This is a genomic window from Pseudomonas oryzihabitans (assembly GCF_001518815.1).
GTDB classification, from domain to species: Bacteria; Pseudomonadota; Gammaproteobacteria; order Pseudomonadales; family Pseudomonadaceae; genus Chryseomonas; species Chryseomonas oryzihabitans_E.
The window spans coordinates 4,142,382-4,162,814 of record NZ_CP013987.1 but is presented as its reverse complement, the minus strand read 5'-3'; the positions used below and the strand labels follow the sequence as shown (position 1 = coordinate 4,162,814).

Genomic DNA, 20,433 nt, shown 5'->3' with positions numbered 1-20,433 from the left:
GATGCAGGAGACCGGGCGAGGCTGGCTGGCGCTGGTGCTGACCGCCGGGCTCGCCAGCCTGGCGGGCGGGGCCGGGCAACTGGCCTACGCCCTGGCGGTAGGCTTGGGTCTGGGCCTGCTGCATGGCGCCAGCGATCTGCGCCTGGTCGCACCCGGGCGGCGCCTCGCCTTTCTCGGCTGCTATCTGGCGACAGCCCTGGCCTGCCTGCTCTGCTGGCAACTGGCAGGCACGGCGGCGCTGCTGCTGTTCCTGCTGCTCTCGGCCTGGCATTTCGCCCATGAAGACGAGCTGTTTCCCAAGCGGCTGACCTCGCTGGCCTTGGGGCTGTTCATCATTGGCGGTCCGGCGGTGGTGCACGAAGCCGCCGTCGCCCGGTTGCTGGCCCTGGCCATGGGGCCGGCTGCTTCTCTTGCCCTCGCAGACTGGCTAGCCCGCGTGCTCCTACTGGGTGGGCTGCTGGCACTGCCGGTGCTGTTGCTGGCCGCCTGGCAGCAGCGTTGCCCCAGGTTGGCGGTGACGCTGCTGGCCGTGGTGCTGGCGCCGCCCCTAGTGGGGTTCGCCCTGGGCTTCTATCTGCTGCACGCCGCGCCCCAGACCGGGGTGCGCCAACGTTTGCTGGGGGCGGCCACCTTCAAGGCCTATTTGCGCCTGACGTGGCCGATCCTGCTGGGCGCTGCGCTGTTTACCCTGGCCGGTGGCCTGGTGTTCCTGCTGCAGGAGCGTACCGGTATCCGCGCCCTGTTCGCCGTGCTGGCCGCCTTCGCCGTACCGCATATGCTGGTGCTGCCGCGTTTTCTCGACTCCGGCGTCGAAGCCGCGCCGCGCTCAGGACCGCAGGTGGTTGAGCGGTAGTTCGGTACTGGCCAGGATCTGGTTGAGCACAAAGCTCGACCGCACGCTGGAGACGCCTTCGATGCGCGTCAGGGTGCCCAAGAGCAGCTGCTGATAGTGCTCCATGTCGGGCACGACGACCTTGAGCTGATAGTCCGCATCCATGCCGGTGACCAGGCAGCACTCCAGCACCTCGGGGCACTGGGCGATGATCGCCTGGAAGTTCTCGAAGCGCTCCGGGGTGTGTCTATCCATGCCGATGAGGACGAAGGCGGTCAGCGACAGGCCAAGTTTCTTGCGATCCAGCAGGGCCACCTGGCGGGTAATGTAGCCGCTGTCTTCCAGTTGCTTGACTCGTCTTGAACAGGGCGAGGGCGACAGGCCAATGCGTTCGGCCAGCTCCTGATTGGAGAGACGCGCATCGCGCTGCAGTTCTGCCAATATTTTCAGATCGAAGCGATCGAGTTTGTCCATTTTCCATGCCTTGCGCTATCGGGTTGCGTCCAATCCTAGGTTTCTAGCCATGAATTGCGCAAGAGGCAGGAAAGAGTGCGCACAACGCAAACCTCTGCCGGCGGCAGGGGCGTAAGCTGAACTCAACTTCGATAGCCCGGTAGAGCTGTCCAACGGAAGTGCCCCAGGAGGGCCTTTCGCATCGCCAACGACGGTATCCCGTCCGCCGCGCCCGGGCCCGCCCAGGTCACCATTCCTGGTCGATCGCAGCCACCGTCACGAGCGGTGCGAGAGGACAACGAATTCAAGGGGAGGCCGCAAGGTCTCCCCTTTTCTTTTGGGTGGGATTTGGTGGTGGGTGGGGGATGCTGCTAAGTACGGCTATGGCGGTCCGCCGATGGGGCCGCCTCTCGGGCGTGCTCTTTTGATGGCGGCCATGGGCCGCTCCTACGATTTATGTAGGGGCAGCCATGGCCGCGATCCTTTCGGGAAACTCAAGCCTGCCCGGGCGGCTGCTTGTCCACGGTGAGGGGCGCGTCGCTGGCGAGGAATTCCTTGGCTTCCTCTTCGCTGGCCACCGAGGGTGGCGAGCCGCGCAGGGGTTGGCCGGCGGTTTCGCGTACCGTGACCATGGTCAGGATGCCGATCACGGCAGCGGCCATCATGTAGTAGGCCGGCACCAGGGGGTCGCCGGTCTTTTCCACCAGCCAGGCGGTGACCAACGGAGTGGTGCCACCAAACAGCGATACCGAGATGTTGAAGGCGATGGACAGGGCGCTGTAGCGGATCGGGGTGTAGAACAGCGCTGGCAGGGTGGACGGCATGGTGCTGGTAAAGCAGGCCAGCGAGGCGCCCAGCAGCATCAGACCCAGGAAGATCAGCCAGTCGTTGCCGCTGCCGATCAGCTTGAGGCAGGGGATCGCCAGGACCAGGATCGCCAGGCAGGCGCCGATGATCATCGGCTTGCGCCCCAGATGGTCACTGAAGAACCCCCCCAGGATGTTGAGCGGCATCATCACCACCATGACGATGAGGATCAGCAGCAGACCCTTGGTCTCGGCGTAGCCCATGGTCACGGCCAGGTAGCTGGGCATGTAGGTCAGCAGCATGTAGTCGGTGACGTTGAACACCAGTACCAGGCCGACGCACTTGAGCAGGGCGACGCGATGCAGGGTGAACAGCTCGCGCAGGCTGTGCGCCGGGCTATCCGCCGCCTTGCCTTCGTTGGCCTCGGCGTGGGCCTTGAACGCTGGCGTTTCTTCCAGCTTCAGGCGCATGTAGAGGCCGAGCAGGCCGAGCGGACCGGCGATGAAGAAGGGCACTCGCCAGCCCCAGTCGAGCAATTGTTCCTGAGTCAGGGCCGCGGTGAGCGCGGTGACTGTCCCGGCACCGGCGATGTAGCCGGCGAGGGTGCCGAACTCCAGCCAGCTGCCCATGCGCCCGCGGGTCTTGTCGGTGGCATATTCGGCGATGAAGGTCGCCGCACCCCCGTATTCACCGCCGGTGGAGAAGCCCTGCACCACCCGCGCCAGCAGCAGCAGGGCCGGCGCCCAGATGCCGATGCTCTCGTAGCTGGGGATCAGGCCGATGCTGAAGGTGCCCAGGGCCATCATGATCATGGTCAGGGCGAGTACCTTCTGGCGACCGTACTTGTCGCCCAGGGGGCCGAACACCACGCCGCCGAGCGGGCGGACGAGAAAGGCCACGGTAAAGGTGGCGAAGGTGGCGATCAGCTGGGCCGCGGCATTGCCGTCGGGAAAGAAGACCTTGCCCAGGGTCACGGCCAGGTAGCCATAGACGCCGAAATCGAACCACTCCATGGCATTGCCAAGGGCGGCGGCGCCGACGGCGCGCTTGACCAGGGAATTGTCGACGATAGTGAGGTCGTCCGGCTTTACCTCATGGCGACGCTTGAACCAGCCAACGTGATGATGGTGTTTCGACATGTGTTTTCCTCCTTGCGTGGGGCCATAGACCCAAGCGGACCGCTGTAAGTGCGATTCCTGTGCGGTTGAAACTTGCCGAACACGCCTGGAGTCGACCCTTTATCGGTAAAAACTCGTGGAGGCACCATGCAGTATCGTCCGCTTGGCCATTCCGGCCTGCTGGTTTCCCAACTCGCCCTCGGCACCCTGCAGGTGGGTGGTCGTGATGGCTTCGAGAAGTGCGGTGGCATCGACCTGCGCACCCTGCGACGGCTGTTCGACATCGCCTTCGACGCCGGGGTGAACCTGGTGGATACCGCCGACCTGTATTCCTACGGCCTGGCCGAGGAAATCGTCGGCCAGGCGCTGGGTGACAAGCGCGACAGCATCCTGTTGGCGTCCAAGGGGCGCAGCGCCATGAGCGACGATCCCAACGACAGCGGCGCCTCGCGCTATCACCTGATCCGCGCCTGCGAAAACAGCCTGCGCCGCCTGGGCACCGATCACCTGGATCTCTACCAGCTGCACAACTGGGACGGCGTCACGCCCATCGAAGAGACGCTGGAGGCCATGACCCATCTGGTGCAAAGCGGCAAGGTGCGTTACTTCGGCACCAGCAACTACACCGGCTGGCAAATGATGAAGACCCTTGGCAAGGCCGAGTTGCACGGCCTCATCAAGCCGGTCAGCCAGCAGATCTACTACACGCCGGAATCCCGCGAGGCGGAGTACGAACTGCTGCCACTGGCGCTCGACCAAGAGGTCGGCACCCTGGTCTGGGGACCCATGGGCGAAGGCCTGCTGACCGGCTCGACCCGGCGCGGCAAGCCAGCGCCGAAGGGTACGCGCCAGGGCAGCGACTGGCCCGAGCCCTATGTCCACGATCCCGAGCGCGCCCTGGACATCATCGAGACCCTGGCCGCGGTGGGCGATGCCCATGGCGTGTCGGTGGCCCAGGTCTGCCTGGCCTGGCTCAAGGATCGGCCAGGCATCACCAGCCTGATCGTCGGTGCCCGTAGCGAAGCCCAGCTGCACGACAACCTGGCGGCCATGACGCTGGCGCTGACAGCGGAAGAGTCCGCACGGATCGAGGCGGCGACCCGGCGTGAGCCGCTGTATCCCTATTGGCACCGCATCGTCGCCGGGATGGATCGGCTGGATCCGGCCGAGCAACCCTTCCTGGCCGAGCAGCGCAAGACCCTGGAACAGCGCCGCGACAAATAGCTGAGCGGGTGATGGTCAGGCTGGGGGAGGGCCAGGCCTTGGGGTACTCTGGGCCATCCCCTTGCGGAGCCGTGCGATGAAGTCGCCTGCCGTCCTGTTCGCGCTTGTCCTCTCTGGCGTTTCCTGCTGGCACGCTGCGCCTGCCTGGGCCGATAACAACTATCGCCTGGGCGGTGGCTATGTGACGCCACCGCCGGGTGCCGCACCGCCGCCCATGCCCGCGCCACCACCCGGCAACGGGGGACGCTGGCAGGGGAATAGGCAGGGTGGCTGGAATGGTAGTCCGCCCGGTCGCGGCGATGCGCCTGGACGCGGCAATGGTCCAGCCCTGGAGCGCTGGGAGCGCAATGATCCCCCACCGCCGCGACCAAATTATCAGCCGGCCTGGCAGGATCGCCCCGTGCCGCTGCCGCGTCCGGGCTACATGATGCCGGCCCCTGACCAGCCCGGTCGGAATTATCCGCCGCCACCGCCTCGACCGGATCGGGACCCTCATTGGTCCGGCCCGCGTCCCGGTTGGGGCGCCAATCCCCAATGGCGACCCGGCTTCGAGGTGCCCGGGGTACCGGCCGGCTTCACCCGCATCTGGTACCACGATAGCCAGTACTACTATGCCGACGGCTACTGGTATCGACCCCAGGGCCCGCGCTATGTGGTCACCCTGCCGCCGACCGGCGTAAGGGTCAGCGCGCTGCCGGCCTTTGCCGAAACGTTATGGATGGGCGGCACTACCTACTACTTCGCCGCCGGCAGCTACTACCGCACCGATCCGGGTGGCGGTTTCGTCACCGTCGCCGATCCCAATGTCGCGGCAGTGCCCGTTACCTCTGCCGCGCCTGCGTCCACGGGCGTCGGCTACGATGCCTACGACGTCACCGCCTATCCCTTGCAGGGCCAGCCACCCGGGCGCTACGCCACGGACCGATACGACTGCCGCCGCTACGCCGCCGGGGATTCCGGTTTCGATCCCGAGCGGCCGGGCGCGGTAGGCGACCCCTACCTGACCCAGCGTTTCCGCCAGGCCCTGGCCGCCTGCCTGGCGGGGCGGGGCTATCGGGTGGAGTAAGCGATCAGTCGTTGCTCAGTTGCACCAGGGTGAAGAGTCCGAAGGGCGGTACGCTGCTGCGACTGGCGCGGCGCAGGTCTTCGCGGGAGAGGATGGAGTCCATGGCGAAGTCAGGGTGCCAGCCGAGCTTGCGCGAGGCCGGTGCCAGGGCCTTCTCCGCCAGCAGGCGCATGCCACGCTCGGCCTGGAAGTGGTTGACCAGCAGGAGGTGACCGCCAGGCTTCACTACCCGCCGCATTTCCTGCATCAGTTTGCGCGGATTGGGTACCACGGAGGCCACGAACATGGCCACGGCGATATCGAAGGAGCCGGTGGGCAGGCCGGTTTCCTCGGCGTTGGCTTCGAGCAGCGCCTCCACCGTGGTGATCTCATCGCGCGCGACCCGCTCCCGGGCCTTGGCCAGCATGTCCGGCGAGAGGTCGATCCCGGTGACGCGCTTGTCGGCGCCATAGTGGGGCAGGGCGAGACCGGTTCCTACCCCGACCTCCAGCACCCGGGTACCCGCCAGGGCATTGACCGCCGCCACCGCACGCTTGCGGCCGGGCGCCGAGACGCCACCGAACACCCGATCATAGACATTGGCCCAGCGCCGATAGGCGGAAATGATGGCGGCATTGTCCAGCGCGGAGTGCGGCGCAGAGGTGTCGGCGGTATTTAGCGAATAATCGATTTTCTTCGAGTCGTGCATAGCGGCCTTGTCATTGTCGGTCGATGAAAGCAGAGGCGTTACGGAGCTAACTCTGGGCGGTGTCTGGTAAGGAAAGATGCGTTCGATAAGCGTGCCGGTAAATGTCTTGCCGTTTAATGGAGTTTGCTGGCGTGGTCTGGGAATTAGCCGAAGCCTGGATCTCCCGGGGTCTTCATGTCCGTGATGTGGTAGGCATGAACCAAGGCATTCCTTCTTTTAAATCAATCGCCCGGTGTTTGGCTAGTTGAGTCTTGTTTGGTTTTGCATGATTGAGAAGTTGGTGCTCTAAATTATTTTTAATTGTTCGTTCTTTTAATTTAATGTCCATTTAATTATTTGTTCGTTCAATTAATGGCGTTTGATGGAAAGTGAAGAGGCCTGCTCAGCCTGTTGGCCGTACGCCGAGTTAGCCGCTGCTTCAGCGGGAGAGGTAGGTACGGGCGGGGTTGATAGCTGTTCGGAGCTGCGGAAGAGACAGCCCTTGCAGCAGCATTTTCCGGAAAGGCCATCTGGTGCTCTTGGCAGCGCCAAATGCTAGGAAATCCGCAACTGCCAGGCTTTCATCGGCGAGACCATGGATCTCCATGACCTCCTAGCTCATCCAAAGGCGCAAAGGCCGCCTTGCGCGACTATTGATAGGGGCCAATCAACTCCATGGCCGACACCCTGCCCGGCCGTGGCTGATCTTCAAAGGCAATCCTTGCGATTTGGGCACCTTTACCTATCGTTAGGCGACGGCTACGAAAGGCGAGACCGATTACCCGCAGGTCTGCGCTGGTATCCATACACCCGTCGTAGATGTTGGATTTCCGTGCGGGCTGAACGCCTTTAGGGAGGCTCGTGGTCCCATCGGTATGGGGAGCAACGTTCCGTCGGCAACGCTCGTAGGTCCAAGACCGATTTTAGCGATATTGGCAGCAGTTCAGCGGTGCTGTTGTAGACCGTGTAAACGGCAGAGTTGGCGATCTTTTTCCACCAGAATCCCGATCCCTGAGGTAACGATGCGAGCACGAGGCTTTACCCTGATCGAGTTGATGATCGTCGTGGCGATCGTCGGCATCCTGGCGGCCATCGCCTATCCGAGCTATCAGAACTATGTGCTGCGCTCCAACCGCAGCGAGGGCCAGGCGCTGCTCAACGAGGCGGCGGCACGAATGGAACGGTTCTATGCGCAGAACAATGCCTATCCAACAAGTGTGAAAGACCTGAGCATTGTCAATACCAAGACAAGCGCTGGCAGCGATAGAGTGTTCTCTAGCAGTGGGTACTACGAGTTGACGATTTCGACTAGCGCTGCAGGTAGTGCAGGCTATGGCAGTGATGGTCCCTATGTGCTGACCGCGCTGCCCAAAGGCAGTCAGGAAAAAGATCCCTGTGGCAACCTGATACTTAACGCTCAGGGCGTCAAAAAGGTATCCAAAGGCGATCCCACCGACTGCTGGCGCTAATCCTCCCGCCCCTGCACCAGGCCGGCATCCCGGTTCTGTTCCACGCGATAGCCGCCGAAACCCAGGGTGACCCGCTGGGTGGCGTCGGCTTTGCCGGCGTCCTGGGCTTCGTGTTCGACCACCAGGCGGTTGAGGCGGTTGAGCAGGTGCATGGATTCGTCGTAGGCGGTGCGGTAGAGGCTCAGGGTCGAGTCCTGGGTCAGGTTGTGGCCGTAGACCACATGGAAGGTGAAGTCCGGCGCGGCGCGGTCCTGCAGGTAGAGGCGCTCGAAGCCCGCCAGCAGGTCGCCGGTGAAATGCGCCAGCAGCCGGCCCGCGCCTTCCTGGCTCTCGGTGCCGCGCAGCAACGAGCGTGGCGTGAGCACCACCCGGTCTTCTTCGTCGAGGCGGGCATAGCCCTTGCGCAGCCATTCATCCAGCACGGTCCGGGCGCGGACGTCGCTGCCGACGCTGGCGACCAGGGCGTCGAAACTCTGCTCGCCACCGCGGCGCTGGGTGCGGGGCAGGGGGCGCAGATTGCCCTCGGCGTCGAGCAAATCCAGGCGTGAGGTCCAGGCGCTGAGCACCTGCCATTCCAGGCTGGGCGTGCAGGGCGTGCGTTCCGGGCCGGCTTCGCGCAGGGCGCGAACCTCGCGACGGGGCAGGCCGGTCAGCACCGAGATACGGCTATCGGAATTGGGCTTGTCGCGCAGGGGTTCGAAATCCTGGGCGACCTCGAAGTAGGTCTGGCGCAGCAAGCGATCGAAGGCCTGGTAGGTGACTCCGGAGGCGATGGCGATACGCACCAGCCGACCGATCAGGCTACGCAGGAGCAAAGGGACCTTGGTGGAAAGCATGGGGGAGGGCTCGACGCGACAGACGCCCCGTCATCTTCGCGGGGGCACGGGTGTCAGTCAAACCAGCCTGTCACAAAGTGTCGCGGACGCAGCCTGAGCTGTCGTCCGCAAGGTAGGGCCATCCCTTAGCCTGGGGTGCCCGATTCGGTTTCGCCAGCCACGTCCGGATCGTCCGGAAATTCCTCCGGCTCCATGTCGGCATAGGGCAGCTCTTCGGGGGGCGGGGTGTTGCTGGGGTTGTCGTAGGTCTTCTGGTCAGCGTCGCTCATGGTGGACTCCTGGGGTGGGTGACCATATCGAACCCCCTTTGGTCAGCGCCGTTCCCATGCGCCTGTCGGCAGCGACCTTGTATCGGAGGCGACGGTGGCCGGTTGAACGTCGTTAGCGCGATAGCGGTCGATTGGCTGACCGTTGCGTCCGATTGACGGCACCCGAGGAGTCCCAAGATGACCACGCCTGCCGCTGTCCACCCGCTGCCGTTCCAGCCCGCCTTCGAACAGGCGCCGGATGACGAAGCCGAGACCGTTCGCGAGATGGTCGCGGCGATGAGAAACATCACCGAGACCACCTATGCCAACGGCGGCCATGCCATCCGTAGCGTACACGCCAAGAGTCATGGTCTGCTCACGGGCCAGGTGACGGTGCTGGATGGTCTGCCACCGGCCTATGCCCAGGGCGCCTTCGCCGTGCCGGGCAGCTATGCCGCGGTGCTGAGATTCTCGACCAATCCCGGCGACATCCTGGCCGACAGCGTCTCCACCCCGCGGGGCCTGGCGCTCAAGCTGATCGAGGTGCCGGGCGAGCGCCTGCCTGGCAGCGAAGGGCAGGTGACCCAGGATTTCGTCATGCAGAACGCGCCGGCCTTCACCGCGCCGGATCCCAAGACCTTTCTCAAGACGCTCAAGCTGCTGGCCAAGACCACTGACCGTGGCGAAGGCCTGAAGAAGGCAGCCTCGGCAGTGCTGCGCGGCGCCGAGAAGGTGGTGGAGGCCTTTGGTGGCGAAAGCCCCACGCTCAAGAGTCTCGGCGGGCACCCGGAAACCCACATCCTTGGCGAGACCTTCTACACCATGGTGCCCTTCCTCTACGGCCCCTATTTCGCCAAGCTCAGCGTGGTCCCGGCGGCGCCCGAGCTGACTGCCCTGACCGATGCCCCGGTGGCGGTCAACGGCAAGCCCGACGGCCTGCGCGAAGCGGTCAACGCGCATTTCGCCCATCAGGGTGGCGTCTGGGAGATCCGCGTGCAGCTGGGTGTCGACATCGAGCAGACGCCCATCGAGGACGCCTCGGTGGTCTGGCCGGAAGACCTGACCCCCTATGTGACCGTCGCGCGCCTGGAGGTCCGGCCGCAACCGGCCTGGAACGAGGCACGCTCCCGCGAGGTGGACGACGCCATGGTGTTCAGCCCCTGGCATGGCCTGGCTGCACACCGCCCGCTGGGTGGGATCATGAGATCGCGGCAGCCGGCCTACGAGATGTCTTCGCAGTTCCGCAGCGAGCGCAACGGTTGCCCGTTGCATCATCCGCGTGGACCGGTGGAACTGTAGACGCGGGCACCTAGTTGAGCGTGGCGAGTTCGGCGTCATCGAGTTCGCGCGCGCGCACTGCGGCCGGACGGCTTACCAGTCCGGCGACATAGCGTTCGAAGTGCGGACGTTTCTCGATGGTGCCAAAGGCCATGCCCCAGGCGAGATGAGCGCCGACGTAGACATCGGCCGCGGTGAAGCGGTCGTCCACCAGGTATTCACCGGGTGCCAGGGCCGCTTCGAGGGTATCCAGCACCTCGGCAAGACTGCCATAGCCGACCGCGCCGCGTTTTTGCGGATCTTCGGGCAAGGTGACGCCCAGCGCCTGGTTGGTGGTCGCCGCTTCCAGCGGACCGGCCGCGAAGAACAGCCAGCGGTAGTAGCTGCCACGTGCCGGATCGCTCAACGGTGGCGCGAGCCCCGCGGCGGGAAAGGCGTCGGCGAGATAGGCGCAGATGGCCGCCGTCTCGGTCACCAGGGCCGCGCCGTGCCGCAGCGCGGGAACCTTGCCCATGGGATTGATGGCGCGATAGGCCGGCGATTTCATCGCCGGGCCGTAGTCGATCCGCTGCACCTCATAGGGCTGCCCGAGCTCCTCCAGCAGCCAGCGCACGACGCGTCCGCGGGACATGGGATGGGTATAGAGCACAGGCCGGTCGAACATGGTGGAGCTTCCTTGAGTTGTCGTACCGCTAAGCATAGGTAGGCGCTGGTCCAGCGTCCATGCAGAGGAGAGTGGGCACCCTTCTGCTAGACTGGTAAACCTTTACCAGCCGTTTCCAGGACTCCCGTGCCCGCATCCTTCGAATCCCTGCCGCTGGCCGAGGCCATGCAGGCCAACCTGGCCGAACTCGGCTACCTGAGCATGACGCCCATCCAGGCGGCCAGCCTGCCGATCATCCTCAAGGGCCAGGACCTCATCGCCCAGGCCAAGACCGGTTCGGGCAAGACGGCCGCCTTCGGCATCGGCCTGCTGACAGGGCTCAATCCGCGCTATTTCGGTTGCCAGGCCCTGGTGCTGTGCCCGACGCGCGAGCTGGCGGACCAGGTCGCCCGCGAGTTGCGCCGCCTGGCGCGGACCACGCCCAACCTCAAGATCCTGACCCTCTGCGGTGGCATGCCGCTGGGGCCGCAGATCGCTTCCCTGGAGCACGGCGCTCAGGTGATCGTCGGCACCCCGGGCCGTGTGCAGGAGCACCTGCGCAAGGGCACCCTGGTGCTGGACGGGCTCAATGTCGCGGTGCTCGACGAGGCTGACCGCATGCTCGACATGGGCTTCATCGAGGCCATCGCCGATATCCTCCGGCAGACCCCGGCGCGGCGGCAGACGCTGCTGTTTTCCGCCACCTACCCGGAAGGTATCGAACGCCTCGCCGAGGATTATCTGCGCGCGCCGCTGCGCATCAGCGTCGAGAGTCAGCACAGCGAGACCCAGATCCGCCAACGCTTCTACGAGATTGCTGCCCAGGATCGTCTGGCCGCCGTGGTGCGCCTCCTGCGTCACCATCGCCCGGCCAGCGCCGTGGCCTTCTGCCAGACCCGCCAGCAGTGCCAGGAGGTGGTCGAGGCGCTGCATGCCCAGCGCATCTCCGCCGCTGCCCTGCATGGTGATCTGGAACAGCGCGAACGGGACCAGGTGCTGGCGATGTTCGCCAATCGCAGCCTCTGTGTGCTGGTGGCCACCGACGTGGCCGCGCGCGGCATCGACGTGGCCGGCCTGGAAGCCGTGATCAACGTGGAGCTGTCCCGTGATCCGGCGGTGCATGTGCACCGCATCGGCCGCAGTGGTCGTGCCGGTGAACAGGGCCTGGCGCTGTCGCTGGTGGCCCCGGCCGAGGCCAGCCGCGCCCAGGCCATCGAGGCTCAGCAGGGCTCGCCGCTGGACTGGCAGCCGCTCGGCGCCCTGCGCGACACCCCGGAGCCGCTGGTCCCGACGATGCACACCCTGGCCCTGGCGGCGGGCAAGAAGGACAAGCTGCGCCCGGGCGACATCCTCGGCGCCCTGACCGGCGACGCCGGCCTGCCCGGTGCCAAGATCGGCAAGATCACCCTGTTCGACAACCAGGCCTTCGTCGCCGTCGAGCGCGACATCGCTCGCCAGGCGCTGCAGCGCCTGAGCGAGGGCAAGATCAAGGGGCGGTCGATCAAGGTGCGGATGTTGTAGGCAGGAAAGGCCGTAGGTTGGGTTGAGCGCAGCGAAGCCCAAAGGTGACTTGGCGTACCTCAGGCTGTTGGGCTTCGACGATGGAGCCGTCTCAGCCCAACCTACGGTGCTAACCGGTGGCGTAGGTTGGGTTGAGCGAAGTGAAGCCCAACGGTGCCTCGGCGTACCTCAGGCTGTTGGGCTTCGACGATGGAGCCGTCTCAGCCCAACCTACGGTGCTAACCGGTGGCGTAGGTTGGGTTGAGCGAAGTGAAGCCCAACGGTGCCTCGGCGTACCTCGGGCTGTTGGGCTTCGACGATAGTGCCGTCTCAGCCCAACCTACGGCTGGTCACATCCTTCGATGGGCTTAATCGCGGCCATGGTGGTCCGCCGATGCGGCCGCTCCTACAAACCCTGAAACCTGTAGGAGCGGCCCATGGCCGCGATCAGCTCACGTCTCAATCCCCATCCGCCGTCTGGCCCGATGCGAGGAGCCGTTGCGCACCGCCCAGCGCAGCACCGGGGCGGTCGCGCCGATGCCCGTGCGAATCAGCCGCCGTTGCAGCGGGCCCTGCTGGAAACCCAGCTCCTCGCTGGCCCAGTCGGGCAAGAGGTCGATGCCGGCCTGCATCATCAGGGCACCGAAGGGCTTGGCCAGGGCGCTGGGCGCGGGTGCCTGCAGCAGCACCCGGCAGACCTCTCGGCTGCGGTCATCGCAGACCAGCTGCGGACGAATCGCCTGGTAGTAGGCGGCGATCTCCGCCCGCGAACGAGGGACCTCGGTCGCACCCAGGCGCTCGGCCACCAGGGCGATCTCGGCGTAGTAGCGATCCTGTTCCGTCCCTGAAAGGTGCGGATCGTAGTAGCGCAGGTAGGCCGCCAGGAAATGACTGACCTCGGCCACGTGCACCCAGGTCAGCAGCGCCGGGTCTTCGGCGCTGTAGGGACGGCCATCGGCGGCTTGGCCTCGAATGTGGCGGTGGATGGCCTGGACCCGGGCGATCAGCCGCTCGGCGTCGCCGCGGCTGCCAAAGGTGGTGGCGGCAATGAACTGGCCGGTACGCCGCAGGCGGCCGAGCATGTCTTCGCGAAATTTCGAGTGATCCCAGACGCCCGCCAGGGCCAGCGGATGCAGGGTCTGCATGAGCAGGGCGGCGATGCCGCCGATCAGCATGCAGGTGAAATCGCTGTGCACCCGCCAGGGGACGCTGGCAGGCCCGAACAACCCGGGATCGCCCACCGGCTGTTCGTAGTCGACCTCACCCAGGGATAGGCCGGTGAGGCTCATCACCTGCCGCTCGATGCGGCTGCGGATCAGCTCCATGGGCTAGCGCGGCAGCAGGTAGAGGGCGGCGTACTGCAGCAGCATGATGGTCTTGCCATCCAGCAGCCGACCGTCGCGCGCCATGGCCAGGGCTTCGTCGAAGGGTAACTCCAGCAGCTCGATGTCCTCGCCTTCCTCGTGCAGGCCACCGCCCTCGGCGATGCGCTGGTCGGCCTGGTATTCACCGGCGAAGAAATGCAGCAGCTCGGTCACCGAGCCGGGGCTCATGAAGGCGTCGAACAGGTGCTGGACGTTGTCGAGGCGGTAACCGGTCTCTTCCTCGACTTCGGCCTTGATGCGCGCTTCGGGCGCGGCCGCGTCGAGCAGGCCGGCGGGGGTCTCCACCAGCAGGCCGTCGTCCAGGCCGTTGCCCAGGGTGGGCAGGCGGAACTGACGGATCAGCAGGATGGTGCGTCTTGCGCGGTCGTAGAGCAGGATGGTGGCGCCATTGCCACGGTCGTAGGTCTCCCGGGTCTGGCGTTGCCAGCTGCCGTCGCGGCGCAGGTAGTCGAAGGTGGTCTTCTTGAGCAGGCCCCAGTCATCGGAAAGGGTCTCGACCTGCTGGATGCGAAAGCGGGGGGTGTCGGGCATGGGGGCTCGTCTGGGCGGAAGGCGTCGGGCCACGTTAGCAGAAGTGCTGCCTCTTTGACGCTCGGGCCGTGACCTCGGGTTCCGCCCAGCCGCCAGGACGGAACCGCTATCGACCGCTATCCATTAGAACCAGCGGTCGTTCTTCTTCCTGCCGCGGGTCATGGAGGGCAGGATCAGGCCGGCCAGGAGGCCCGCGCCGGCAATGCTGCCGCCATAGACCATGTATTGCATCAGCGCCTGCTTGTTCTCGTTGCCAAGTTTGGCCTGGGTGCTGCGCAGTTCCGACTGGGCCTGGGTGAGCTGGGCGTCGAGGTCCTTACGGCGGCTCTCCAGTTCGTCGATCTGCTGCTTGCGCGAATCCAGGGTCTCCTGCATGCCCTGGACGCGATTCTTCCAGCTGTCGTCGATGGTCTTGAGCTGGCCGCTCAGTTCGGCTACCTGCTGCTCCAGCTGCGGCAGGCGCTCGGCCTGGCCGGGCTTGTCCTGCAGGTCGCTGTTGGGAATCCAGACGGTGCTGCCACCTTCGCCGCGCACCTGGCTGTAGTCGCCCTGGGTGCTGATCAGCTCGACCTTCTGCCCGGACTTGAGGGTGCCGACGATGCGATAGCCATCGGTGGGGCCGCTGCGGACGTAGGTAGTCAGGCTGTCACTGACCCAACGGGCATTACCTTCCTGGGCGACAGCGGTACCGGCAAAGGAGGCGAGGGAGGCGGCCAGGTAGAAGCCGAGATGGGGAAGGCGGGATAGCAGGCGAGATGGGGACATGGGCATGATCGGGTCTGTATGCGTGAGCTGAAAAGATGAAGGCCGTGATGACCAGGCCGGATTATTGTGGGGCAGTACCCTAGCAAGCTGCCGCGATCTATCCGCCAACCCGTAGCGCCCTCTGTTCGAGACGGTGAAACAGTTCAAGCTTTGGCGGTGGAAAGCGACGATTAGTGTCATCTTGCCGCCATACCTTCGGTGACGGAAGGCGCGCGGCCAACCCAATACCTTTCAAGAGTGTTCAAAGCCGGCGGAGCAGATCCAGGCTGACGGCTGCCAATGCGCCCAGGCCCGCGCAACCAAAGGCCAATGCCTTGCCCCACCAGCGCTTCCAGGTGATCGCGCCTGCGACCATGCCCAGGCCGCAGAGCAGCAGCGCGGATTTGAGATAGAAGTCGGACCAGGCGAGCAACTGGTCGATGAAGTCGAAGAGTTCTTGAAATTCGTGCGGCATGGGGCCTCCTGGCGCGTTGGCGCTATTGAGTCGCCAGCGGCAGGGACGTTCCCCGGCAGTCCGCGGCCAGCAGTCGTTCCGCCGAACCCTGGTCGCCAGGCTGACTGCCCGCACGTCCGGCCAGCAGCAGGAACTGACGGCTGGCATCCTGGCTTGGCAGCGCCACCACGGCCAGCGACAGGCGTGGATCCGGCAGCGGATAGGGCGGCTGCCTGGCCAAAGCAGGGAAGAAGTCCGCCGCCAGCAGCTGCGTCTCGCTCAGACGGCGCGCCTGATAGCGACTCCCGGCCAGGTCCACGGGCAGGGCGCGCCAGTGTTCATCGATGTCTGGCGCCAGTTGCCACAGCTGCTGGCGCAGCGCGGGACGCAGGCAGGCGAGGTGCACGTGCAACTGATCCTGGCTGCGACCGCTGGGGGCATTGAGGGCGAGGGCGATCTGGGCGTCCGTCACCGGCGCCTCGCCCCAGGCGCTCAGATACCAGCGCTGGCGCCAGGCCCAGCCGAACCAGTTGGGTTGGCCGGGCTGCCACAGGGCCGGGCTCTCCAGCCCGCGCAGGGGGCGCAGGGGTACCAGGATGAAATGCTGGCGCTCGCCGGGTGCACGCAGCACGGCGAAGCCGGGATCCCTGACCACCTGGCGGCAGGGGGCGGGCAGGCCGGTCAGCCGGGCATTGGGCTCGCACAGCCCAACCGTGACCTGGCGCAGCAGCAGGCGGCTGGAGCAACCTGACAGCGTCATGGCCAACACCAGAAGCGACAGCCACCGCCAGCACGACGGGCGGACGCTGGACGGCAGCGAACATCTGCGCGAGCTTCGCTTCCAATGGGTATCAAGGCAACGCAGTGGGAGATCAGCCATGGCCAACGGGTGGGCCGGAGACGGCGCGGTTCAGGAACAGATCGACAGCACGGTGGACGATGCGGTGCAACGCGCTCGCAGCCGTCTGCACCGAGGCGCGAGCCTCACCCATTGCGAGGAGTGCGGCGACGCCATCCCCGAGGCGCGCCGCCAGGCGGTCCCGGGTGTACACCTGTGCATCCGCTGCCAATCCGAGCAGGACGCGGAAGACCAGCGCACTGGCGGCTACAACCGCCGTGCGAGCAAGGACAGTCAGTTGCGCTAGTGCTGGATTGGCTAGTGTCATGGTGCGGCGACCTGGACAGGGCTGGACGTCTCGCAGGATCGAGGCTGCTAAGGGTTTGTACCATACGGGTCTTGCGTCAGCAGCTGGCATGAGGTGTGCCGGCTGCTGAGCGAGGCCGCTAGCAGGAGTTAGTCGGGATGCACCGCATAGCCCCGCAGCCGGTTACCGTCAGGATCGAGTACGACGAAGCTGCGGCCGAACGGCAGGTTGGTTGGCGGTAATAGCTCCTCGGCGCCCCGCGTGCGCCAGCGGTCGTACAGCTCATCCACCGCCGGCATGCTGGCCACCTTGAAGCCCAGTTCACCCGTCGCACTGCCCGCGCCAACCGCGGGAACCACGGCGTCCCTTGCCCACAAGCCCAGGGCGAGACCGGACGGGAGCACGAAGAGGGCGAAGCCAGGGCCGTCCTCGACTGGGGTGAGATCGAGCAATTCGACGTAGAAATTCCGGCTGGTACGGACGTCGGTAACGTAGAACATCAGACTGGTGCTGTAGTGCATGGCGCATCTCCTCTGTGGTGATGCCGCCCAGTCTAGGACCCCCTACTGCCAGTTTCTGGCAGCAGTCAGGCAGGGACGGAACCCTGGCGTTCCATCTGCCTTCGCCAGTCCCTGAGCAGGCTCTGACGGCGCTGTGGATAGCGTTCTTCGCAGGGCTGTACCGAGACGATGCGATCGGCACGAAAGCTGCGGAAGTCCTTACGCAACTCACACCAGCCGAGCAGCACCCGTGCGGCGTCGAAGTAGGCCAGTGCGAAGGGCCAGATGGTGCGCTGGGATTCGCTGTCAGCGGCATCGCGATAGACCAGGATGAGCTTGGTTTCCTGGCGTATGGCGTGACGCAGGATCGCCGGATCGACCTGGTTGCGAGGTGTTTCCCGACTCGGTCCGATGAGCAGGGTGGTCATGGCCAACTCATTTTGCAGCTCACTTGGCAGGACCGCGGAGATCCGCGCCAGGGCATTGCCGGCCGCCGCTGCCAGGCTGCCATCGGTGCGTTCTGCTACCCAGCGCGAGCCGAGGACCAGGGCCTCCAGTTCTTCGGGCGTGAACATCAGCGGTGGCAGCAGAAAACCCGGCTTGAGGATATAGCCGACACCCGGTTCGCCCTCGATGGCCGCACCCAGCGATTGCAGGCTGGCGATGTCGCGGTACAGGGTGCGCAGACTAACCCCCGTTTCCGCGGCCAAGGCACGGCCACTCACGGCGCGGCGGTGCCGGCGCAAGGCCTGGAGCAGATCGAACAAGCGTTCTGAGCGGGACATCTACGCAGTTTAATCCTGCGGATGGCGATGCTCTAGCAGCAGTCGGGTGGGTTATGGCGTTGTGACTACGTTGGCTGGCTAGGGGCGTGAGGTGATGGGCTCAAGAGCTCGTTGGCCGTCTCCCTGAGGCGCGCGATCTCGATTTCTTGTGCCTGTCGTTCCTCGGGCGTGAGGGCTCGCTCGCCATATTCGCGGCTCAGAAAGAGGATGGCATCGTTGCCGTCTGGGGCGTCGCTGTAGCGGGGATGGGCCGCAATTTCGCCCAACAGTGCGCGCGTGATCGGCGCAATGTGAAAATGAAAGGAGAATCCCGCGGAAAAACCCAGCTTGTAGAACACCACTCTGTGCGGCGCATAGCAGTGCTTTAGAAGTCTCTCGGCGAAGCTCAGTTGCGCGCCAAGGTCAGCCAGGCTGGCTGCGTCGAGTTCGTTAAGGTCGCTAGCGCATCTTTGACTACTCAGGATCAAGCAACCGGGATACCGAGCATCCTGCCGATAACCGAGGCGCCAATGGGCGTTCTCGACTATCGCGGTCGTGTCCTTCCTATCCAGCCCTGCGGTCATCGATGCTGCTCTGCCTGGAAGTAGCAGTCAGTCTACTCGGCTGCCATGCGCGCGGTAGTCCAGCGTGCTCGGCTCAGCCGAAACAACCGATGCGGCCGCAGCGGATGGCCTGGGGGCAGGCGCGGATGTTCGAAGTGACCGGCGTCAGTCATCGCCAGGCGACGCATCACGGCCAACGAGGGCTGATTGGAGGCGGCAGTGAAGGCGACCACCTCTTCGAGTGCGAGAGTGTCGAAGGCACAGGCCAGGGCCAGTTGGGCACCGGCGGTGGCATAGCCCTGGCCCCAATAGGGACGCGCCAGGCGCCAGCCGATTTCGACGGCGGGAGTGAAGGGCAGATCGGCCGGTGCCGGGCTGATGCCCAGCAAACCGAGCAGTGCGCCATCGGTGTAGCGCTCCAGCGCCCAGAAGCCCCAGCCACGCTCGGCGATGCCCTGGCGGCAGCGTTCGAGCAGCGCATCGCTGGCGGCCCGATCCAGGCAGGCGGGAAAGTGGCGCATCACTTCGGGATCGGCATTTAGCTTGGCGAACGCCGGGCCGTCCTCCGCTCGCCACTGGCGCAACTGCAGTTCAGCGTCGGCGAGCATCAGGGGGCAGCCGGGATCTGCAGGCCGCGTTGCACTGCCGGGCGGGCAAGGAAGGCGTCGAGCGCGCGGCGGACGTTGGGGAAGTCCTGGAAGCCGACCAGGTCAGCCACCTGGTAGACCTCCAGCAGGGCGCGGATCCAGGGGAAGGTGGCGATGTCGACGAGGCTGTAATCGTCGCCCAGGATCCAGGCTCGGCCTTTGAGCTGGCCATCCAGTACGCCGAGCAGGCGCCGGGCTTCTGCCACGTAGCGCTCGCGAGGCCGCGGGTCTTCGATGTCCTTGCCGGCGAAGGTGGTGAAGAAGCCGAGCTGACCGAACATGGGACCGATGCCCCCCATCTGGAACATCAGCCACTGGATGGCCTGGTAGCGCCGGGCCGGCTCCTGGGGCAGCAGGCGTCCGGTCTTTTCCGCGAGATAGAGTAGGATGGCGCCGGATTCGAACAGCCCCAGGGGTTCGCCGCCGGGACCGTCGGGGTCGAGGAGGGCGGGGATCTTGTTGTTGGGGCTCAGCGAGAGAAATTCCGCGGTGTGCTGGTCGTCCTGGCCGAAGTCGATGCGATGCACCTCGTAGGGCAGGCCGAGCTCTTCCAGCAGGATAGCGACCTTGACGCCATTGGGTGTGGGCAGCGAATAGAGCTGCAGGCGCTCGGGATGCCGGGCGGGCCAGCGCTGGGTGATGGGAAAGCGCGACAGATCGGTCATGGTGGACTCCTGGAAGAAGGGGGCCCTGGATGAGACCGACCCGCGCGGTCCGGGTTGCCAGGTCTTGGCGAGGCGGAACTTAGCGTGCTGCCCGTCTCTCCATCTGAGAAGTGCCTGCCTTCAGCCCCGCACCGAGGACTTCCGATGCTTCCCCATAGTCAGCAGGGCAGTGGTTCGCCCACCTTCGTGCTCATGCACTTTCTCGGCGGTTCCCACCGCACCTGGTTTCCCACCGCCCCCTATCTGGATGGCGAACACCGCTGCGTGGCGCTCGATACCCCGGGCTTTGGCGATGCCGCCGAGGTCGACGGTTACAGCGTGGCCGAGATGGCCGATCAGGTGGATGCCAGCATCCGCGCCCTGGGCCTGGAACGCTGCATCCTGGTCGGCCACTCGATGACTGGCAAGGTCGCCGTGGTACTGGCGGCGCGGCGGCCGGAGTATCTGGTCGGCTTGATCCTGGTGGCGCCTTCGCCGCCCGGGCCGCAGCCGATGAGCGACGCGGATCGCGATGCTCAGCGCGCCTATGGCAAGAGCCGGACGGAAGCCGAGGCTTTCGTCGACGAATCCAGCGTCCATCGCCTGCCCGATGCCATCCGTGAAGTGGTGATCGCCGACGCCCAGCGACTGAATCTTGAGGCCTGGCGCGCCTGGGTCGATCACGGCAGCCGTGAAGACTGGAGCGACCGGATCGAGACCCTGGATTATCCGGTGCTGCTGGTTTGTGGCGCCGATGACCAGCAGGTGCCGGGACCGGACGAACAACGCCGGACCACCCTGGCGGCCTTTCCCAATAGCCGGCTGGAGGTGATCCCCGGTGCCGGTCACCTGATGCCGCTGCAGACGCCCCAGGCCCTGGCGCGGCTGATGCTCGATTTCGCCCGGGACCTCTGA

General features: G+C 65.5%; 24 protein-coding genes. 8 read left to right on the top strand and 16 right to left on the bottom strand.

Annotated features, from left to right (window positions below):
- The first annotated feature begins 1 nt into the window (after nucleotide 1).
- On the top strand, nucleotides 2-853 hold the full coding sequence (locus APT59_RS18960; RefSeq protein WP_059316284.1) for a Brp/Blh family beta-carotene 15,15'-dioxygenase: 852 nt from the start codon (nucleotides 2-4) through the stop codon (nucleotides 851-853).
- Here APT59_RS18960 and APT59_RS18955 read toward each other — a convergent pair.
- Together APT59_RS18955 and proP are read right to left on the bottom strand one after the other, a co-directional pair.
- Nucleotides 827-1,306, bottom strand: a complete 480-nt coding sequence (locus tag APT59_RS18955; protein ID WP_017642712.1) for an Lrp/AsnC family transcriptional regulator — start codon at nucleotides 1,304-1,306, stop codon at nucleotides 827-829. The two genes, APT59_RS18960 and APT59_RS18955, sit on opposite strands and share 27 nt — an antisense overlap.
- A gap of 473 nt (nucleotides 1,307-1,779) precedes the next feature.
- Nucleotides 1,780-3,231: a glycine betaine/L-proline transporter ProP gene (gene proP / locus APT59_RS18950; protein WP_059316283.1), complete on the bottom strand. Its 1,452-nt coding sequence runs from the start codon at nucleotides 3,229-3,231 to the stop codon at nucleotides 1,780-1,782.
- 126 nt (nucleotides 3,232-3,357) lie between these two features.
- Here proP and APT59_RS18945 point away from each other — a divergent pair, with 126 nt between their 5' ends.
- Complete coding sequence (locus APT59_RS18945) at nucleotides 3,358-4,434, top strand: aldo/keto reductase (protein ID WP_059316282.1); 1,077 nt, start codon at nucleotides 3,358-3,360, stop codon at nucleotides 4,432-4,434.
- Between the two features lie 76 nt (nucleotides 4,435-4,510).
- Nucleotides 4,511-5,500, top strand: coding sequence for a DUF6515 family protein (locus APT59_RS18940; protein WP_059316281.1), 990 nt, complete (start codon nucleotides 4,511-4,513; stop codon nucleotides 5,498-5,500).
- A gap of 4 nt (nucleotides 5,501-5,504) precedes the next feature.
- Here APT59_RS18940 and APT59_RS18935 read toward each other — a convergent pair whose 3' ends face one another.
- Nucleotides 5,505-6,188 (bottom strand): class I SAM-dependent methyltransferase, encoded by a 684-nt coding sequence (locus APT59_RS18935; RefSeq protein ID WP_059316280.1) that lies wholly within the window; start codon nucleotides 6,186-6,188, stop codon nucleotides 5,505-5,507.
- A 1,001-nt stretch (nucleotides 6,189-7,189) separates the two neighbouring features.
- On the opposite strand from APT59_RS18935, the gene APT59_RS18930 reads away from it, so the two are divergent.
- The gene (locus tag APT59_RS18930) at nucleotides 7,190-7,636 is read left to right on the top strand and encodes a type IV pilin protein (protein ID WP_059316279.1); all 447 of its coding nucleotides are present in this window, start codon (nucleotides 7,190-7,192) and stop codon (nucleotides 7,634-7,636) included.
- On the opposite strand, the gene APT59_RS18925 is transcribed toward APT59_RS18930, so the two are convergent.
- Together APT59_RS18925 and APT59_RS22595 are read right to left on the bottom strand one after the other, a co-directional pair.
- Nucleotides 7,633-8,472 (bottom strand): DUF6502 family protein, encoded by an 840-nt coding sequence (locus APT59_RS18925; RefSeq protein ID WP_059316278.1) that lies wholly within the window; start codon nucleotides 8,470-8,472, stop codon nucleotides 7,633-7,635. The two genes, APT59_RS18930 and APT59_RS18925, sit on opposite strands and share 4 nt — an antisense overlap.
- 125 nt (nucleotides 8,473-8,597) lie before the next feature.
- A complete protein-coding gene (locus APT59_RS22595) occupies nucleotides 8,598-8,741 on the bottom strand; it encodes a hypothetical protein (RefSeq protein ID WP_017642700.1) in 144 nt (47 codons plus the stop codon).
- 177 nt (nucleotides 8,742-8,918) lie between these two features.
- Between APT59_RS22595 and APT59_RS18920 the strand changes: the two genes are divergently transcribed.
- Entirely contained in the window at nucleotides 8,919-10,019 is a 1,101-nt protein-coding gene (locus tag APT59_RS18920) for a catalase family protein (protein ID WP_059316277.1), read from the top strand.
- Nucleotides 10,020-10,029: 10 nt separating this feature from the next.
- Here the strand turns inward: APT59_RS18920 and APT59_RS18915 are convergent, their stop codons facing one another.
- Nucleotides 10,030-10,662, bottom strand: coding sequence for a glutathione S-transferase family protein (locus APT59_RS18915; RefSeq protein WP_059316276.1), 633 nt, complete (start codon nucleotides 10,660-10,662; stop codon nucleotides 10,030-10,032).
- 165 nt (nucleotides 10,663-10,827) lie between these two features.
- On the opposite strand from APT59_RS18915, the gene dbpA reads away from it, so the two are divergent.
- Complete coding sequence (dbpA, locus tag APT59_RS18910) at nucleotides 10,828-12,162, top strand: ATP-dependent RNA helicase DbpA (RefSeq protein ID WP_059316951.1); 1,335 nt, start codon at nucleotides 10,828-10,830, stop codon at nucleotides 12,160-12,162.
- Between the two features lie 431 nt (nucleotides 12,163-12,593).
- Here dbpA and APT59_RS18905 read toward each other — a convergent pair whose 3' ends face one another.
- The 5 genes from APT59_RS18905 to APT59_RS18885 form a co-directional block, all read right to left on the bottom strand.
- Nucleotides 12,594-13,466 (bottom strand): oxygenase MpaB family protein, encoded by an 873-nt coding sequence (locus APT59_RS18905; RefSeq protein WP_059316275.1) that lies wholly within the window; start codon nucleotides 13,464-13,466, stop codon nucleotides 12,594-12,596.
- 3 nt (nucleotides 13,467-13,469) lie between these two features.
- Complete coding sequence (locus tag APT59_RS18900) at nucleotides 13,470-14,057, bottom strand: NUDIX domain-containing protein (protein ID WP_059316274.1); 588 nt, start codon at nucleotides 14,055-14,057, stop codon at nucleotides 13,470-13,472.
- A gap of 123 nt (nucleotides 14,058-14,180) precedes the next feature.
- A complete protein-coding gene (locus APT59_RS18895; RefSeq protein ID WP_420480496.1) occupies nucleotides 14,181-14,822 on the bottom strand; it encodes a TIGR04211 family SH3 domain-containing protein in 642 nt (213 codons plus the stop codon).
- Nucleotides 14,823-15,063: 241 nt separating this feature from the next.
- Complete coding sequence (locus APT59_RS18890) at nucleotides 15,064-15,276, bottom strand: hypothetical protein (RefSeq protein ID WP_059316272.1); 213 nt, start codon at nucleotides 15,274-15,276, stop codon at nucleotides 15,064-15,066.
- 22 nt (nucleotides 15,277-15,298) lie between these two features.
- The gene (locus tag APT59_RS18885) at nucleotides 15,299-16,015 is read right to left on the bottom strand and encodes a CDP-diacylglycerol diphosphatase (RefSeq protein WP_237140541.1); all 717 of its coding nucleotides are present in this window, start codon (nucleotides 16,013-16,015) and stop codon (nucleotides 15,299-15,301) included.
- Nucleotides 16,016-16,133: 118 nt separating this feature from the next.
- Here APT59_RS18885 and APT59_RS18880 point away from each other — a divergent pair, with 118 nt between their 5' ends.
- Nucleotides 16,134-16,400: a DksA/TraR family C4-type zinc finger protein gene (locus tag APT59_RS18880; protein ID WP_059316270.1), complete on the top strand. Its 267-nt coding sequence runs from the start codon at nucleotides 16,134-16,136 to the stop codon at nucleotides 16,398-16,400.
- A gap of 149 nt (nucleotides 16,401-16,549) precedes the next feature.
- Here APT59_RS18880 and APT59_RS18875 read toward each other — a convergent pair whose 3' ends face one another.
- The 5 genes from APT59_RS18875 to APT59_RS18855 form a co-directional block, all read right to left on the bottom strand.
- Nucleotides 16,550-16,921: a VOC family protein gene (locus APT59_RS18875; protein ID WP_059316269.1), complete on the bottom strand. Its 372-nt coding sequence runs from the start codon at nucleotides 16,919-16,921 to the stop codon at nucleotides 16,550-16,552.
- Nucleotides 16,922-16,986: 65 nt separating this feature from the next.
- Complete coding sequence (locus APT59_RS18870) at nucleotides 16,987-17,685, bottom strand: helix-turn-helix transcriptional regulator (protein ID WP_059316268.1); 699 nt, start codon at nucleotides 17,683-17,685, stop codon at nucleotides 16,987-16,989.
- 65 nt (nucleotides 17,686-17,750) lie between these two features.
- Nucleotides 17,751-18,248 (bottom strand): hypothetical protein, encoded by a 498-nt coding sequence (locus APT59_RS18865; protein WP_059316267.1) that lies wholly within the window; start codon nucleotides 18,246-18,248, stop codon nucleotides 17,751-17,753.
- A 32-nt stretch (nucleotides 18,249-18,280) separates the two neighbouring features.
- A complete protein-coding gene (locus APT59_RS18860; protein ID WP_059316266.1) occupies nucleotides 18,281-18,835 on the bottom strand; it encodes a GNAT family N-acetyltransferase in 555 nt (184 codons plus the stop codon).
- Nucleotides 18,835-19,539, bottom strand: a complete 705-nt coding sequence (locus APT59_RS18855) for a glutathione S-transferase N-terminal domain-containing protein (RefSeq protein ID WP_059316265.1) — start codon at nucleotides 19,537-19,539, stop codon at nucleotides 18,835-18,837. The genes APT59_RS18860 and APT59_RS18855 overlap by 1 nt, the downstream gene beginning before the upstream one ends.
- 144 nt (nucleotides 19,540-19,683) lie before the next feature.
- On the opposite strand from APT59_RS18855, the gene APT59_RS18850 reads away from it, so the two are divergent.
- On the top strand, nucleotides 19,684-20,433 hold the full coding sequence (locus APT59_RS18850; RefSeq protein WP_059316264.1) for an alpha/beta fold hydrolase: 750 nt from the start codon (nucleotides 19,684-19,686) through the stop codon (nucleotides 20,431-20,433).